Annotated in this window: 11 protein-coding genes and 1 pseudogene; 5 read left to right on the top strand and 7 right to left on the bottom strand. The window is 60.6% G+C overall.

All coding sequences use genetic code 11. The features are described from left to right. Positions 1-193: 193 nt before the first annotated feature. Positions 194-1,105, top strand: coding sequence for an ROK family protein (locus ACR9ZQ_RS28290; RefSeq protein ID WP_481429142.1), 912 nt, complete (start codon positions 194-196; stop codon positions 1,103-1,105). 54 nt (positions 1,106-1,159) lie between these two features. On the opposite strand, the pseudogene ACR9ZQ_RS28285 reads toward ACR9ZQ_RS28290, so the two are convergent. From ACR9ZQ_RS28285 to ACR9ZQ_RS28265, 5 genes and pseudogenes are all read right to left on the bottom strand, one after another. Next, a pseudogene (locus ACR9ZQ_RS28285) lies at positions 1,160-3,072 on the bottom strand (beta-N-acetylhexosaminidase). Between the two features lie 153 nt (positions 3,073-3,225). Continuing rightward, positions 3,226-6,372: an efflux RND transporter permease subunit gene (locus ACR9ZQ_RS28280; RefSeq protein WP_481429141.1), complete on the bottom strand. Its 3,147-nt coding sequence runs from the start codon at positions 6,370-6,372 to the stop codon at positions 3,226-3,228. A 26-nt stretch (positions 6,373-6,398) separates the two neighbouring features. Then, positions 6,399-7,538, bottom strand: a complete 1,140-nt coding sequence (locus tag ACR9ZQ_RS28275; RefSeq protein WP_481429140.1) for an efflux RND transporter periplasmic adaptor subunit — start codon at positions 7,536-7,538, stop codon at positions 6,399-6,401. A 50-nt stretch (positions 7,539-7,588) separates the two neighbouring features. Further along, the gene (locus ACR9ZQ_RS28270; RefSeq protein ID WP_481429139.1) at positions 7,589-8,197 is read right to left on the bottom strand and encodes a TetR/AcrR family transcriptional regulator; all 609 of its coding nucleotides are present in this window, start codon (positions 8,195-8,197) and stop codon (positions 7,589-7,591) included. A 149-nt stretch (positions 8,198-8,346) separates the two neighbouring features. Next, the gene (locus ACR9ZQ_RS28265; RefSeq protein WP_183748470.1) at positions 8,347-8,778 is read right to left on the bottom strand and encodes an OsmC family protein; all 432 of its coding nucleotides are present in this window, start codon (positions 8,776-8,778) and stop codon (positions 8,347-8,349) included. Between the two features lie 190 nt (positions 8,779-8,968). On the opposite strand from ACR9ZQ_RS28265, the gene ACR9ZQ_RS28260 reads away from it, so the two are divergent. The 4 genes from ACR9ZQ_RS28260 to ACR9ZQ_RS28245 all read left to right on the top strand — a co-directional run bounded on the left by ACR9ZQ_RS28260 (position 8,969) and on the right by ACR9ZQ_RS28245 (position 12,293). Next, positions 8,969-9,709 (top strand): FadR/GntR family transcriptional regulator, encoded by a 741-nt coding sequence (locus ACR9ZQ_RS28260; RefSeq protein ID WP_481429138.1) that lies wholly within the window; start codon positions 8,969-8,971, stop codon positions 9,707-9,709. A gap of 86 nt (positions 9,710-9,795) precedes the next feature. Beyond that, positions 9,796-10,944 carry a galactonate dehydratase gene (gene dgoD / locus ACR9ZQ_RS28255; RefSeq protein ID WP_481429137.1) on the top strand — a complete coding sequence of 383 codons (1,149 nt, stop codon included), beginning with the start codon at positions 9,796-9,798 and terminating at the stop codon, positions 10,942-10,944. 95 nt (positions 10,945-11,039) lie between these two features. Further along, positions 11,040-11,435, top strand: a complete 396-nt coding sequence (locus ACR9ZQ_RS28250) for a DoxX family protein (protein WP_481429136.1) — start codon at positions 11,040-11,042, stop codon at positions 11,433-11,435. Positions 11,436-11,513: 78 nt separating this feature from the next. Then, entirely contained in the window at positions 11,514-12,293 is a 780-nt protein-coding gene (locus ACR9ZQ_RS28245; RefSeq protein ID WP_481429135.1) for an SDR family oxidoreductase, read from the top strand. A gap of 484 nt (positions 12,294-12,777) precedes the next feature. Here the strand turns inward: ACR9ZQ_RS28245 and ACR9ZQ_RS28240 are convergent, their stop codons facing one another. Together ACR9ZQ_RS28240 and ACR9ZQ_RS28235 are read right to left on the bottom strand one after the other, a co-directional pair. After that, positions 12,778-13,995: an adenylate/guanylate cyclase domain-containing protein gene (locus ACR9ZQ_RS28240; RefSeq protein ID WP_310383902.1), complete on the bottom strand. Its 1,218-nt coding sequence runs from the start codon at positions 13,993-13,995 to the stop codon at positions 12,778-12,780. Positions 13,996-14,066: 71 nt separating this feature from the next. Beyond that, positions 14,067-15,089 (bottom strand): LacI family DNA-binding transcriptional regulator, encoded by a 1,023-nt coding sequence (locus tag ACR9ZQ_RS28235; RefSeq protein WP_481429134.1) that lies wholly within the window; start codon positions 15,087-15,089, stop codon positions 14,067-14,069. Between the last annotated feature and the right edge of the window lie 49 nt (positions 15,090-15,138).

Genomic DNA, 15,138 nt, shown 5'->3' with positions numbered 1-15,138 from the left:
CGATTGTCATGAATCCGGCGTCGGAAGGGTGAATGATAGGAAGCTTGCCCATGCAATATGCCAATAGCATGACCTTGGCGGATGAAATTATCAGCTCATAACGATCAGGCTTTGTTCATTTATCGAATAATCCTTGTAATTCACCGCCAAGAGTGCGAGCAGACGCCGAGCACAGACAATTGGCAGACATCAGATGATTATTTCATTCGATATCGGAGGCTCCGCCATCAAGGGCGGGATTGCGCGTTCGGAATCCGACATCGTACCGCTTGGCCGCCGCCCGACCCCCAAGGATGACTTCCCGGCTTTCGTCGAGACGCTGAAGAGCATCATCGCCGAGACCGGCGAACAGCCCTCGCGCATTGCGCTCTCGATTGCCGGTGTCGTCGACCCGGACACGCAGCGCCTCATCGTCGCCAATATCCCCTGCATCCACGACCGCAACCTCGCCGCCGACCTGGAGGATGAACTTGGCCTGCCTGTGCTGATCGCCAATGATGCCGATTGTTTCGCCATGGCGGAAGCCGAACTCGGCGCCGGTCGCGGCCATCGTATCGTTTTCGGCGCCATCCTCGGTACTGGCGTCGGCGGCGGCGTCGTCTCAGATGGTCGCCTCATCAATGCGTCGGGCGGCTTTGCCGGCGAGTGGGGCCATGGCCCGATCATCGCATCGCAAGCCGGCACTCCGCCGGTCGCCATCCCTGCCTATGCCTGCGGCTGCGGCCAGAAGGGCTGTGTTGATACCGTCGGCGGCGCGCGTGGTCTGGAACGCCTGCACCAGACGCTGCACGATCTCGACTTCTCCAGCGAGGAAATCATCGCCAACTGGCGCAATGGCGAGGAAAAGGCCAATCGCACGATCGACGTCTATGTCGATCTCGTCGCCTCGCCACTAGCACTCGCCATCAACATCACAGGCGCAACCATCGTGCCCGTCGGCGGCGGTCTTTCGAATGTGGAGCCGCTTCTGGCGGAGCTGGATCAGGCGGTGCGCGCTCGTATCCTGCGGAAATTCGATCGCCCGCTGGTCGTGCGCAGTGAATGCCGTATCGAACCAGGCCTGATCGGCGCGGCACTTCTGGGCCTCAAGGCTGAAGCTGCATAGTGAAATTCCAATAAAACGGTGCGGCGCTTTGCTGGATCGCGTAGAAGCAGAGTTCTAAAGCGTCGGCCACATCCGGACGATCGCGGCAAAGCGCAGCCAGTCCTTCCGCAGACAGGGAGTCCAGGCCGCTTCGGCGATGGCCGGCAGCCGCGGGAAGACCAGCCTGTTGAAATAGGCCCGCGAGACGAAATTCTCGCCCCATATACAGGCCTGGATACCGCGCATCCGCTCTCTCAGCTCCTCCGGCAATTCGCCTTCGGCTTCGTAAGCATAGGTCTTTTCCGGTGGCGTGAAGCCGGCCCAGCTGGCACCCGGCTCTCCCCAGTCTTCTGCCTGCGCCATGTCGAGATAGTAGGCCTGACCCGGCGTCATGACGATATCATAACCCTCACGTGCCAGCTCGATGCCGACTTCAGGTTTTTCCCAGGCCATCAGTAGCGTGCCTTCGCGATCGACGCCGCCGCCCTGAGAAACCTCGTTCCAGCCGGCAAGCTTCTTGCCGCGCTCGGCAAGCATCGCCTTGATCCGTCGGAGGAAATAGGATTGCAGTTCAGCCGTACCCGCAAGCTTCTCACGCTCCATCAACGTTCTGCAAAGCGGCGAGGCAAGCCAGGAGCCATGTGGCACCTCGTCGCCGCCGATATGAATATATTCGGACGGAAAGAGCGGGAGCATTTCGTCGAACACCTTGCCGAGGAACTCATAAGTGAATTCGACCGCTGGACTGAGCGCATTGTTTGGATATCCCTGCACCGACCGGTAGCAGTCCGGCGCCTCCTGTCCATCGACGAGCTGCGGTAGGGAGAAGAGTGCGGCGGAGCTGTGACCGGGTATATCGATCTCCGGCACGACTTCGACACGCAGCATGCCTGCATGAGCAACGATCCCTTTGACATCATCCTGGCTGTAAAATCCTGAACGTGGCTCCGCGCCATCGCCGAGCTGCGGCAATAGAACTTCGTCAGGCCCGCGCTTCGCACCGATCTCCGTAAGCTCGGGATAGGCCTTGATCTCCAACCGCCAGGCTTCATCGTCGGTCAGATGCCAGTGAAAAATATTGAGCTTGTTCCAGGCGAGGATATCGATCAGCCGCTTGATATCAGGGACCGGATAAAACTGTCTGCTGACATCGAGATGACAGCCGCGCCATACGTAGCGGGGTTGATCGGCGATAGTGCCGAAGACCGGAAACTGGAAGGTTTCCGGATCATGGCGCGCGCCATGGAGCAGTTGCACAAGACTGATCAACCCGTAAAGCAACCCGGCCGCATCATCGGTACCAAGAATGATCTCCTGTGCCGTGAAACGCAGCTCATAGGCCGCCTCCATGATCGAGGATTCCCCCTGAAGCGGATCTGTCGGCCCCCCTGAACCGGCTGCAGCGTGAAAGGCACGTTGTCCGCCGGAAAGAGCCGCTGGTAGAGGGCGAGCACCTTCTCCACGGCCCTGATATTCTTGGCACTCGAGCCGGCTGCCGGATAAAGTGCGACGGGCGGCACATCGCCCGGCCGCAGCGACAGGTGTAGGGGCCAGGGCAGCAGCGAATATGGCTCAGTCACCTCGCCCTTCGGCAGAAGCTCCGGCAATTCGCCGCGCTCCGCACCATCGAGCATCAGATCGCCAAAGCTGACGGGCACGTGCCGGCCATCGGCTAGCGTGAGGTAGGCGGATTTGATACCCGACGTGACATGTTTCGGGCCGTTCGTCAGGCCTTCCACCGTAAACTGCCAGCTGCCACCTGGCTTGATGGTGAGCCCCTCGGGCGGAGAATACTCATGAAAATTCGCCACGCGCCGCTTGAGTGTCGCACCCTCGGCGACATGCTTGTCCGCCACGCGGGTTAACGACGTGTAGGCAAGCGTAAAGCCGGACAGCGGCTTGGCGGACAGATTGAATAGCGTGAAGGTGAAACGCCCAAAGCTTCCTTCGACCGGACTCCAGCTCGCTTCCAGACGGTAATCGGCCACGGTCATACCTCCCTCCAGCTTATATAGAGCGATCTTTACTCCCGTTTAGCGCCACCGTCTTCTCGGCCGCTGGAAAATATCAGGCTGTACCGGCTACCTGCCGAACCCTATGGGCCGAAACAAAAATGGCGCGGCCTCGACCGCGCCATTGCCTCATTCGGCTGCCAATGCCGGCGGATGATGGATATCTCCATCCGCCTCTTCCTGGTTGGCATTGGCATGTTCGTTATTCCTGGTCTTCGGCTCGCGACCGAAGAACAGGGCATAGCCGGCCGGCAGCACGAGGATGGTCAGCACGGTGGCGACCAGGATGCCGCCCATCATGGCGTAGGCGAGCGGACCCCAGAAGACGCCGCGCGAGATCGGGATCAGCGCAAGCACGGCCGTCAGCGCCGTCAGCGTGATCGGCCGGAAGCGGTTCACGGCCGCACTAATGATCGCCTCCTGCCTGTGCATGCCCGCCTTGATGTTCTGGTCGATCTGGTCGACGAGGATGATCGAGTTGCGAATGATGATGCCGAGCAGCGCAATGACGCCGAGGATCGCCACGAAGCCGAAGGGTGCGCCACTGATCAGCAGGGCCGAAGCCGCGCCGATAATGCCGAGCGGACCGGTGGCGAAGACCAGCATCGCCTTGCCGAAATGCTGCAGCTGGGCCATCAGCAGGATCATGATGACGACGAGCATGATCGGCGCCTTGGCCGCGATCGAGGCCTGGCTCTCGGCCGAATCCTCCGCGCCGCCCTGGATCTCGATCTTGTAGCCGGCAGGCAGGCTGTCGCGCAGGTCCTGCATGTCGTTATAGAGCTTGGTCACGACGTCGTTCGACTGGACATTGTCGGGCAGGGTTGCACGTACCGATATCGTCGGCAGGCGGTCGCGCCGCCATTCGAGGCCCTGTTCAACGACAGGCACGACCTTGGCGATCTGTGAGACCGGAACGAAGCCACCGAAATCCGTCGGCACATAGACCGAGTTGACGGCCGAGAGCAGCGAACGGTTCGCGTCCGGCTCCCGGGCGACGATCGAGACCGTCTCCTCGCCGTCGCGGAAATCGTCGAGCGGCGCGCCGGACATGGCGGTCTGCAGCATCTGTCGAACGCGCTGCGAGGTGACGCCGAGTGCGCGGGCACGGTCCTGGTCGATGACCAGCTTCATCGCCGGCACCGGTTCCAGCCAGTCGTCATGGACAGCCCCGAGTATCGGATCCCTGGTGAAGCGCTCCTTCACCTGGTCGGCAATCCTGCGTACTTCGGCACGATCCGGACCCATCACGCGCATCTGCACCGGCCAGCCCGTCGGCGGGCCGAGGAAGAGACGATCGACCTTGCCGCGGATGTCGGGGAAATCTTCCGCAAGGATCGTCCTGAGCTTGGTGATCAGCCGCTCGCGGGCCGGCTCGTCATTGGCCATGATCAGGAGCTGGGCATAGTTCGGGTTGCTAAGCTGCTGGTCGAGCGGCAGGAAGAAGCGCGGCGCGCCTTCGCCGATATAGGTGGCGATGAACTTCTTGTCGGGATCCTCCATCATCTTGGCTTCCAGCGCCTTGGCCTCGACTTCCACCTGCTTGATGCTGGTTCCCTCCGGCAGCCAGAGATCGACGAGGATTTCCGGACGGGAGGACTGCGGGAAGAAGTTCTGCGGAATGAACTGGAAGCTCCACAGGCTGGTGGCGAAAGTGGCAAGCGTCAGCGCAAGCACGATGACGCGATGGCGCACCGCCCAGCCGACCGTGCGGCGCAGACCGCGATAGAAGCGGGTGTCGAACACGTCATGATGCTCGCCGGCATGCTTGCGCTGCTTGAGGATCATATAGCCGAGCCAAGGCGTGAAATAGACCGCCACGAACCAGGAGGTCACCAGCGCAATGCCGACGACATAGAAGAGCGAGCGCACATATTCGCCGGCCGTCGATGCCGCAAAGCCGACGGGAATGAAGCCGGCCGTGGTAATCAACGTACCCGTCAGCATCGGGAAGGCGGTCGAGGAATAGGCGAAGCTCGCCGCGTCGATCTTGACGAGACCCTCCTCGAGCTTTCGCTCCATCAGTTCCACGACGATCATCGCATCGTCGACCAGCAGGCCGAGTGCGATGATCAGCGCGCCGAGCGAAATGCGCTGCAGGTCGATGCCGAGTTCGTACATGATGGCAAAGGTCGCAGCCAATACCAGCGGAATGGCGATGGCGATCACCAGACCCGAGCGCCAGCCGATCGACAGGAACGAGACGATGAGCACGATGGCGAGAGCTTCGCCGAGCGCATGCATGAATTCGCTGACCGCATCGGTCACGACGTCAGGCTGGTTGGAAATCTGGTCGACAGAGACGCCATAAGGCAGCGAGTCCTCGAAGCGCTTATAGGTCGCGTCGACGTCCTTGCCGACGTCGGTGACCTTGAAGCCCTTAGCCATGACGACGCCGACCTGCACGCTGTCGTGACCATTATAGCGGTACTTGCGCTGGTAGGGATCTTCGAGGCCGGAGGTGACGGTGGCGATATCGCCGAGGCGTGTCACCTGATTGCCGGAGCGCAGCCGCAGTTCGCGGATATCTTCCACCTTGTGGACATTGCCTTCGACCGAGATGCGCACCGAACGCAGACCGGTATCGACATTGCCCGCAGGATCGACGGCATTCTGGCCCTTGATGGCATTCTGCAGGTCGAGGATCGTCAGACCGCGCTCGGCGAGCGCCTTGGAGGAGACGTCGATATAGATCTTCTCCGGCTGGTCGCCGATGATGACCGCCTTTTCGACACCCGGCGTTGTCAGCAGCATGTCACGCGCCTGGATCGCGTACTTTTTCAGCTCAGGATAGGAATAGCCGTCGCCGCTGATCGAATGCAGCGTGATGAAGGTATCGCCGAATTCGTCGTTGAAATACGGGCCGAGCAGGCCCTGCGGCAGGTCGCCGTTGATATCGCCGACCTTCTTGCGCACCTGGTAGAAGGCATCGGCCACCTGGGCGGAATCCGTATCGCCCTTCACCTGCACGGTGATGATCGTGCTGCCGGCGCGTGTATAGGACTTTACCCAGTCGAGATGCGGCGTTTCCTGCAGCTTGCGCTCGATCTTGTTGGTGACCTGGTCTTCCATGTCCTGAAGGGAAGCGCCCGGCCAGAGCGCCTGGACGACCATGACGCGGAAGGTAAAGTCCGGATCTTCCTTCTGGCCCATGCGCGTCAGGCCGAGCACGCCGGTGATCAGGATCAAACCGAAAAGGAAGCGTGCGATGCCCGGATGGCCGATCGCCCAGCGCGAAAGATTGAAGGGGCGCTTTTCAGTGCTGTTGGCGTCCATGATCCTGTTCCCTCTCCTTGAGCCGTTCAGCGGACGGCTGCGTCCGTTTCGGCCGAAGCCGATTGCTGATCGGGAAGCTTGACCTTCAGGTTTTCGCTCATGAATTGGGTACCAGCGGCAACGACGAGATCGCCATTGTCGAGCCCATTGGTTACGCGCACGCCATCACCAGTGAAATCGGCGACCTCGATGCCACGGGAGTGTACGGTCGCCGTCCCGCGATCGACGGTCCAAACGACCTTCTTGCCGTCCTTTTGCGCCAGCGCGCTGAGCGGAATGGAGACATAGGTATCGCTGTTGCTGACATCCGCCTCGATCGTCGCCGTCATGCCGAGCAGCACACGCGGATCGTTCGGCAGGCTGACACGCACGGCGAAGGTGCGCGACTGCTGGTCAGCACTACCCGCGACCTCGCGAACGGTGCCGTCAAGCACAAGCTTGTCATCGGACCAGAAGCTCGCCTTCACGGTCTTGCCGGGCTTGAACTGGGCGATATCGTTTTCAGGCACCGCGATCTGCACTTCCTTCTCACCATCGACGGCAACGGCAACGACGGGCGTGCCGGATCCCACGACCTGTCCGACATCGGCATTGATGGTGGTGACGATACCGCTATGGTCCGCCTTGAGTTCCGTATAGCTCACCTGGTTCTTCGCCTGGTCGAGCGCGGAAGCGGCAGCATCCCGGCTCGAAATCGCCTGGTCATGGCTGAGCGAAGCCTGCTCGACCTGGGATTTCGGCGCGGCATTCTTGTCGAACAGCTGCTCGGCACGGCGGTTGACGAGATCGGCCGTCTCGACGGCCTTTTCGGCAGCGGCGAGATTGGCATCGGCAGTCTTCACCGCAAGCTGGTAGTCGGTCGAGTCGATCCGTGCGAGAACGTCACCCGGCTTCACCTGTTCGCCGATATCGACGAGACGCTCGGTGATCTTGCCAGCGACGCGGAAGCCGAGGTTCATTTCCGTGCGCGCCCTTACCGATCCGGAATAATCCAGCGTACGGGTATCGCCGGCCTTGGCGATTTCGACCACCTTGACCGGACGGATAACGTCCTTGACCTCTGCCTTTTCTTCCGTGCAGCCGGCGACGCCGAGCCCGACCGCGCTAAGGAGCGCGAGGCTCATGACGGACGGCACGCGGTTGCTGAAGGTCTTGAGCGAAAACATCTTTCGCACTCCTGATCGTTTCGGGTTTTTCTTGACGGTCTTTGCCGCGCTTATTTTCTGAGTGCCCTGATCGCAAATTCGATCAGTTCGTCCACGGTCGCCCGGTTTGTCTTGGCAAGACATTGGGCAACCATTTGCGGGTGACAGAGATTGATGGTCGCCGCTCCGAAGCAGCGGGAGGCGACCTCGGGGTCCTGGTCGGCGAATTCACCGGCAGCGATGCCTTCGCGGATAACGTCGGCAATCAATGCGTGGATGGAGTCGATATGCTTCTCGATGACATGCCAGTCGCGTTCGATCGCGACGATCACCATCTCATGCACCTTCTGCTGATCGAGCATCATGTCGAGCGTCAGCTGGTACTGGCTGCGCACATACTGGCGCAGCCGGTCGGAAGCGCTGATCTTCTGATGGCAAATATTGGCCGCAAGCTCATAGCTCATCGCCAGCATGCGTCCGCAGATCGCCTGGTGGATCTCAACCTTGGAGGCGAAGAAACGGTAGATATTGGCAGGCGACATGCCGAGGTCGCGGGCCACATCCGCGACGGTCGTCTTGGAATAGCCGTAGTGGCGGAAAAGCCGCTCGGCCGCATCCAGGATGCGGGTGATATTTTCCTGCCGTGTGACGTCCAGCGTGTTTTCCGCGATGTCATTCATGGTTTCAGGCCCGATATTAACGACTGACGAATTTTGAATTTCGTCAGTCGTAAAACATCATCCTTCATTTGTCAATGATTTTGCGATGCAGACGAAAATGCCGCAGCCTGGGCAGGCCGCGGCATCGCAACGAAAACAGGTTTGAAAGATCAGGCGAGCTTGACGTCGAGCGTGATCGGAACGGCGGAAAGTGCCTTGGAAACCGGGCAACCAGCCTTCGCCATGCCGGCGAGTTCTTCGAACTTCGCCTGGTCGGCGCCGGGAATGCTGCCCGATAGCGACAGGTGGATGGCAGTGATGGCAAAGCCGCCTTCGACGCTTTCCAGCGTCACCTTGGCCGAGGTTTCCATGTGGTCGGCCTTGAGGCCGGCTTCGCCGAGGATCAGCGACAGCGCCATGGTGAAGCAGCCTGCATGAGCAGCGCCGATAAGCTCTTCCGGGTTGGTGCCGGCAACGCCTTCGAAGCGGCTTGCGAAGCCGTAGGGATAATTGCTGAGCGCGCCGCTCTGGGTCGAGATCTGACCCTTGCCGTCCTTGAGACCACCCGACCAATGGGCCGAAGCTGTACGATTGATCTGCATGCCGTCCTCCTGTTTCGATTGATTTTCGAAGCGTTGCGCCGCTCCACCGCGAAGGACACTCTGCCCTTACGACCGGCAATATAGTCCTCTATCCGCGGAAGACGACACCAGATTGAATGCCAATCATCATACAAGAGCATTGTTTATGTATGATGATTGCTTTAAAAGACCGGTCACGAGGAGCCTTTCGATGCAGCCTGCAGCAAGACGCGACGAAAAGAGCTCGGTGCCCGAGCGCCGGCCGCGCGTCCGCCGTAACGTCACGGCGGCGATCGCCGAAGATATCTGCGCCAACCGCTATGCTGTCGGTACACTGCTGCCGCGCGAAAACGATCTCTGCGAACTCCATGGCGTCAGCCGCACCGTCATCCGCGAATCCCTGAAGGTTCTGGAATCCAAGGGACTTGTGCGCGGCAAGCCGCGCATCGGCACCACTGTCTGTGACAAGGATGAGTGGAATATCCTCGATCAGGATGTGCTGGAATGGATGGGACCGCATCTCGCCGATTTCGACTTGCTTGCCAGCATTCTCGAAGCCCGCCGCACCATCGAGCCGGCTGCCGCCGAATATGCTGCAAGCCGCGCGACCGCTCAGGAAATCGCCAATCTCGAGGATGCCTGGCAGCGCATGCAGTCGGCGAGCGACGATTCCGAAGCTTTCACCGAGGCGGACCTCCTCTTCCATACGGTGCTTCTCAAGGCGAGCCATAACCAGGTCTTCCATCGCCTCTCCAGCGCTATCCATGCCGCCCTGAAATTTGCGCTCCACGCCTCGAACCTCGCCATGCCTGATCACCGAGAGGCGCTTGCCCTGCATGGCAAGGTGGTCGAGGCACTGCGTCTACGGGACGCGGCGGGCGCGCGCGATTGCGTCAACCGAATTCTCGACCTCGCCAAACGCGACCTGACCGCCGCCGGCCGAACGCGATAACGAAATGACGAAATAACAGAACTCAGAACAATATCGGCGGCTCGGCCGCTGATGGGAACACGAAGCGAAACGAGAGCACGATTTCCATGAAGATCACCAAACTGACCACTTACATCGTCCCGCCGCGCTGGCTGTTTCTGAAAATCGAAACCGATGAGGGCATCGTCGGCTGGGGCGAACCGGTCGTCGAAGGTCGTGCTCTAACCGTCGAGGCTGCCGTTCACGAGCTCGCCGATTATCTTGTTGGCAAGGACCCCTTCCTGATCGAAGACCACTGGACAGTCATGTATCGCGGCGGCTTCTACCGCGGCGGCGCCGTCCACATGTCGGCAATCTCTGGCATCGACCAGGCGCTCTGGGACATCAAGGGCAAGGCACTCGGCCAGCCGATCCATTCGCTGCTCGGCGGACAGGTGCGCGACCGCATCAAGGTCTATTCCTGGATTGGCGGCGACCGCCCCTCCGACGTCGCCCGCAACGCCAAGGACGTCGTCGCCCGCGGCTTCAAGGCCATCAAGCTCAACGGCTGCGAAGAGATGCAGATCGTCGATACCAACGAGAAGATCGACAAGGCGGTCGAGACTATTGCGACCATCCGCGAGGCGATCGGCCCGCATATCGGCATCGGCGTCGATTTCCATGGCCGCGTCCACAAGCCGATGGCAAAAGTGCTCGCCAAGGAGCTCGAGCCCTACAAGCTGATGTTCATCGAGGAACCAGTCCTGTCAGAACACCGCGAGACCCTGAAGGAAATCGCCAATCATTGCTCGACACCGATCGCGCTCGGCGAACGCCTCTATTCCCGCTGGGATTTCAAGTCGGTTCTCTCCGACGGCTATGTCGATATCATCCAGCCCGATCTTTCCCATGCCGGCGGCATCACCGAATGCCGCAAGATCGCCGCCATGGCCGAAGCCTATGATGTGGCGCTCGCTCCGCATTGCCCGCTCGGTCCCATCGCGCTCGCCGCCTGCCTGCAGGTCGACGCCATCTCCTACAATGCCTTCATTCAGGAGCAGAGTCTCGGCATCCACTACAACAAGGGCAACGACATCCTGGACTACATCTCCAACAAGGAAGTCTTCCAGTACGCCGACGGTTTCGTCTCCATTCCGCAAGGCCCTGGCCTCGGCGTTGAAGTGGACGAAGCCTATGTCATCGAGCGCGCCAAGGAAGGCCACCGCTGGCGCAACCCGATCTGGCGCCACGAAGATGGCAGCTTCGCCGAATGGTAATCAGAAGGGCCGCGAAAGCGGTCCTTTTTCATTCGCCCTGTCGGATATCGGGCGCTTCACCCGTCATAGTGGAAGCTCAAAGAGGAGATTTCAAAATGGCTAGAGCAATCGCAATCATCATTGCCCGCATCATCTTCAGCCTCATCTTTTTCATGGCTGCCGGCTTCAAGTTTGCCGATATCGGCGCGACGGCAGCCTATATCACCGCGGCCGGCTTTCCGGCGGCGACATTCTTCACCTGGATCGCCGCCTTCTTCGAGATCGCGCTGGCGCTCGCCTTCATCACAGGCGCCTTCTTCAGCGAGGCAAGCCTGCTCGCAGGCATTTACGTGATCTTCCTCGCCTTTTCCTTTCATGGCCCGTCGCTTTGGCAGCAGAACCAGGCCGAGTTCGGCTTCTTCGTCGATCACTTCAGTTTCCTAGCGGGCCTGCTCTTCGCCGCCGTTCACGGACCGGAAAAGTGGGCGCTTCGCCATAGCCTCCTGAAATAGTCCTCAACGCCACACGCTCCGGAACCAAGAGCCGCCCCGATCATTGCCTTTACCGGCAACCGCAAAGAGGAGCAGCCAATGGAGTTGCAGGGAAAGACCGCATTGGTGACCGGCGCAGGCTCGGGCATCGGCAAGGCAACCGCATTGAAGCTCGCGGCAGAAGGCGCAAAGGTGGCGGTGCTGAGCCGCACCGAAAGCGAAGTGCAACAGACCTGCAAAGAAATCGTCGCCGCCGGCGGCCAGGCGATCGAACTGACCGCCGATACCAGTGATGAAGCGCAGATGCGCAAGGCCATCGACAGGATGACCGAAAGCCTCGGCGGCATCGACATCGTCGTCGCCAATGCCGGCATTAACGGCGTCTGGGCGCCGATCGACGACCTCAAGCCCGACGAGTGGGATCAGACTATGGCCGTGAACCTGCGCGGCACTTATCTAACCCTGCATCTGACCGTCCCTTATCTGAAGATGAACGGCGGCTCGATCATCGTCGTCTCCTCGATCAACGGCACACGCACCTTCACGACGCCGGGCGCCACGGCCTATACCGCCACCAAGGCCGGCCAGGTCGCCATGGTGCAGCAACTGGCGCTGGAGCTCGGCAAACACGGCATCCGCGTCAACGCCGTCTGCCCCGGCGCGATCGACACCAGCATTTCCGCCAACACCACATCGCGCCATCGCGAGGAAACCGAAGTGCCCGTCATCTGGCCGGAAGGCGAAATCCCCATCACCGGCGGCAGGGCGGGATCAAGCGAGGATGTCGCCGAAACGATCCTCTTCCTCGCCTCCGAACGCGCCAGGCATATTACCGGCACGCCCGTCTGGATCGACGGCGGACAGGGATTGCTGCGTTAGAGCCTTTTGGTCAGAGCAGGATTAGGTCATCCACCATGTGCATAGGCTGCAGAGACTGCATAGGCATTTTTGGACGTACGTGGGAAAATGTCAGTCATTCACATGACAGATAGATAATCCAACATTTCCTAGAAAGCGTGGGGAAGTGCCTATGCAGCCCCGGCAGCCTATGCAGGCACTGAAGCCTCGCAGATCCTGCCTAAGCTTGAAGCCCGTCGTGCGAAAATGTGAAACGATCCGCAACGGATCCGGTCCATCGCTCGGGCAATGAATTCGAGTCGCCTATGCCTCCGGCCGACCGAATCATCGGCAGTGCGCATAGGATGCATAGCTTGCATAGGTTTTTTCCTACCTACGCGGAGAAATGTCAGACATTCACATGACAAGGAATCTGACATTTCCTAGAAAGCGTCGGAAAGTGCCTATGCATCCTATGCATCCTATGCATCCTATGCAGGCCCTGAGCGCTGATGGATCTTGCTGATCAACCGTTCAGCCGCGCGCTTTCCAGCGTGTAAAGCAATTGCGGGCGCTTGACGCCGCGCAGAGCATAGCGGCCGATACAGGCGAGAAGATTGCGCTCCGCCTCGGGGATCGCCGCTTCGAAATCCGACGACATCAGCACGTTGAGATCGACCGAACGGCAAATCGAGGCAATGCGGCTCACCTCGTTGACGGCCGGGCCGATGACCGTGAAATCAAGGCGGTCCTGGCTGCCGATATTACCGTAGAAGACATCGCCGATATGCAGGCCGATATAGACATCGGTCGTCGGCCGCCGGTCCACCTCGCGCGCCGCGTTCAGCGCCGCAAGCTTCTGCCGCAGCAGACGCTCCGCCTGCAGGGCCGCAGAACAGCTTTGCGCCGGATCCTCGCCTTTGAAGATGGCAAGCACGCCGTCGCCGATCAGCTTCAGCACATTGCCGCCGGCCTCATGGATCGCGGTGATCACCACCTCGCTATATTCATTGAGCAACGGAATGATCTCTTCCGGGGCCGAATTGTCCGAAATCTTCGTGTAGTTCAGCAGGTCGGAAAACCAGAGCGCGGCCGAAATCCGCTCAGTCTTGCCGCGCGAGATCTTGCCGTCCATCACCTGGCGCGCCGCATCCTCGCCGAGATAGACCTCGGCGATGGTGCGCGCGATGCGGGCGAGCGCCACGCATTTGATCGCGAGTCCCAGCACCGGCACCAGCTTGCGCAGGATGGCGAGATCATGCTCCGAGAAACCTTCGGGATGCTTGGTGGAAAAGTGCGAGAAGAAACAGTCCATCTCGCCGATCGTGCCAGCCTCAGCGAAGCGATGCGCCATGGCGACATAATCGGTATGGCCCGACGCATGGATCTGTTCCAGCATGATGAAATCAGTCGGATCGCCGAATCCTATTCTCCGTCGCACCTCTTTGGTGCCTGTTGTCCAGAGATGATAGAAAGCCGAGCGACGCCAGGTATCCAGTCCCTGACCCTCGCTCGAAGGTCCGTATTCGAACTCACCTTCGAAGGCCTCTGAATTGTCCCAGCGGAAGGCCCGGCCTTCATGGACAGGATGAAGCGTATCCATCAGCGCCATGGCACGATCGAGCCGCATGCCCGCCTTGCGGCAGGCCTGGCAAAAGCCGATCAGCAGCTCCGCTTCAGACACCCCATTCAGGCCCTGTTCCGTCACCCAAGCCGCAATTGTGCTGACGTCGCTATAGTCCATGCGCGCTCCTCATTATCACCAAGCTGTAGCGTGAATCTGCCGCCGATGGAAAGACAATCAACCCGAACAGACTATTGCAGAGCCGGCATATTGTAGGGCGTGACGATTTCGACGGCCGAAAACGCCGCCTGCGCCGTCCTGCCGGCAGGGATAGTGCGGGCCATGATGGCGCGAAAGGCCGAACGCGCATCTGTCCTCAGATCGTGATGCAGCACGAAATCGATCCGCCGTTCGGCAAGCAGAGCGCGGTTGTCGGCATCGAGATCATGCGCCACGAAAATCGAGACCGGCCGGCCCGCTGCCTCGAAGGCAGCAAGCACCGCGCGATTACCGCCGCCGACCGAATAGACGGCATTGATTGCAGCATCTTCCGCAAGGGCGGCAGCAACGAGCGTGCCGGTCGCAGCATCTGTGCCATGCCCTTCGCTCACCTCGATAATGCCGATCGACGGATAATGGGCTCGGATCACTCGGCGAAAGCCGATCTCCCGCTCCTCCTCGCCGCGGAACCGGCCGCTCGACAGCGTAACCAGCGCCTTGCCGCCGGAAGCCCCGATGAGCCGGCCGATGAGATAGGCGGCCGTCCCGCCGGCCGCCCGGTTATCGGCGCCGGCATAGGCGGAGCGCGCCGAATTCGGCAGATCAGTGACGAGGGTGACGACCGGAATATCGACAGCATCGAGCCTTGCGACGGCCGCGACGATATCGGGCACATCGGGCGCCTTCAGGACGATGCCATGCGTGCCGCGCAGCCGGATACGATCGAGAAGCTGCACGAGTTCCGCCGCCCGCATCACTTCGGCAAAATGAAACCGGCAGCGGAAGATGGTCGGCAGGAATGTCGCGACCTCTGCTTCGAAAGCTGCCCGCACCGCCGTGCTGAACCTGTCAGGCGTCTCCATGACGATATCGATGGTGAGCTTGCGGCCGGCCACATCGGCGCCCGCCTGTTTCTCGAGCTCGGCGATCGCCGCCTTGACCCGCATCTCGGTCTGCCGCCTGACACCCGGCCGGCCGTTCAGCACCCGATCGACGGTCGCGGTGCTGAGCCCGGCCTGGAAAGCGATGTCCTTGACGAGAAAGGGATGGGCCATGCCGCAGTCATACCCCGGCGTTCTGATGGATTTTTGATGGATTCCTGAT

Source organism: Rhizobium sp. KNZ14-9A (assembly GCF_056755015.1).
The sequence above is the reverse complement of the archived record's forward strand: the minus strand, read 5'-3'. Positions and strand labels throughout refer to the sequence as shown.

Excerpts from the sequence above, each read along its gene's own strand:
- ACR9ZQ_RS28290 (WP_481429142.1), top strand. The coding sequence starts at position 194 with ATGATTATTTCATTCGATATCGGAGGCTCCGCCATCAAGGGCGGGATT.
- ACR9ZQ_RS28280 (WP_481429141.1), bottom strand. The coding sequence starts at position 6,372 with ATGGACGCCAACAGCACTGAAAAGCGCCCCTTCAATCTTTCGCGCTGG.
- ACR9ZQ_RS28275 (WP_481429140.1), bottom strand. The coding sequence starts at position 7,538 with ATGTTTTCGCTCAAGACCTTCAGCAACCGCGTGCCGTCCGTCATGAGC.
- ACR9ZQ_RS28270 (WP_481429139.1), bottom strand. The coding sequence starts at position 8,197 with ATGAATGACATCGCGGAAAACACGCTGGACGTCACACGGCAGGAAAAT.
- ACR9ZQ_RS28265 (WP_183748470.1), bottom strand. The coding sequence starts at position 8,778 with ATGCAGATCAATCGTACAGCTTCGGCCCATTGGTCGGGTGGTCTCAAG.
- ACR9ZQ_RS28260 (WP_481429138.1), top strand. The coding sequence starts at position 8,969 with ATGCAGCCTGCAGCAAGACGCGACGAAAAGAGCTCGGTGCCCGAGCGC.
- dgoD (WP_481429137.1), top strand. The coding sequence starts at position 9,796 with ATGAAGATCACCAAACTGACCACTTACATCGTCCCGCCGCGCTGGCTG.
- ACR9ZQ_RS28250 (WP_481429136.1), top strand. The coding sequence starts at position 11,040 with ATGGCTAGAGCAATCGCAATCATCATTGCCCGCATCATCTTCAGCCTC.
- ACR9ZQ_RS28245 (WP_481429135.1), top strand. The coding sequence starts at position 11,514 with ATGGAGTTGCAGGGAAAGACCGCATTGGTGACCGGCGCAGGCTCGGGC.
- ACR9ZQ_RS28240 (WP_310383902.1), bottom strand. The coding sequence starts at position 13,995 with ATGGACTATAGCGACGTCAGCACAATTGCGGCTTGGGTGACGGAACAG.
- ACR9ZQ_RS28235 (WP_481429134.1), bottom strand. The coding sequence starts at position 15,089 with ATGGCCCATCCCTTTCTCGTCAAGGACATCGCTTTCCAGGCCGGGCTC.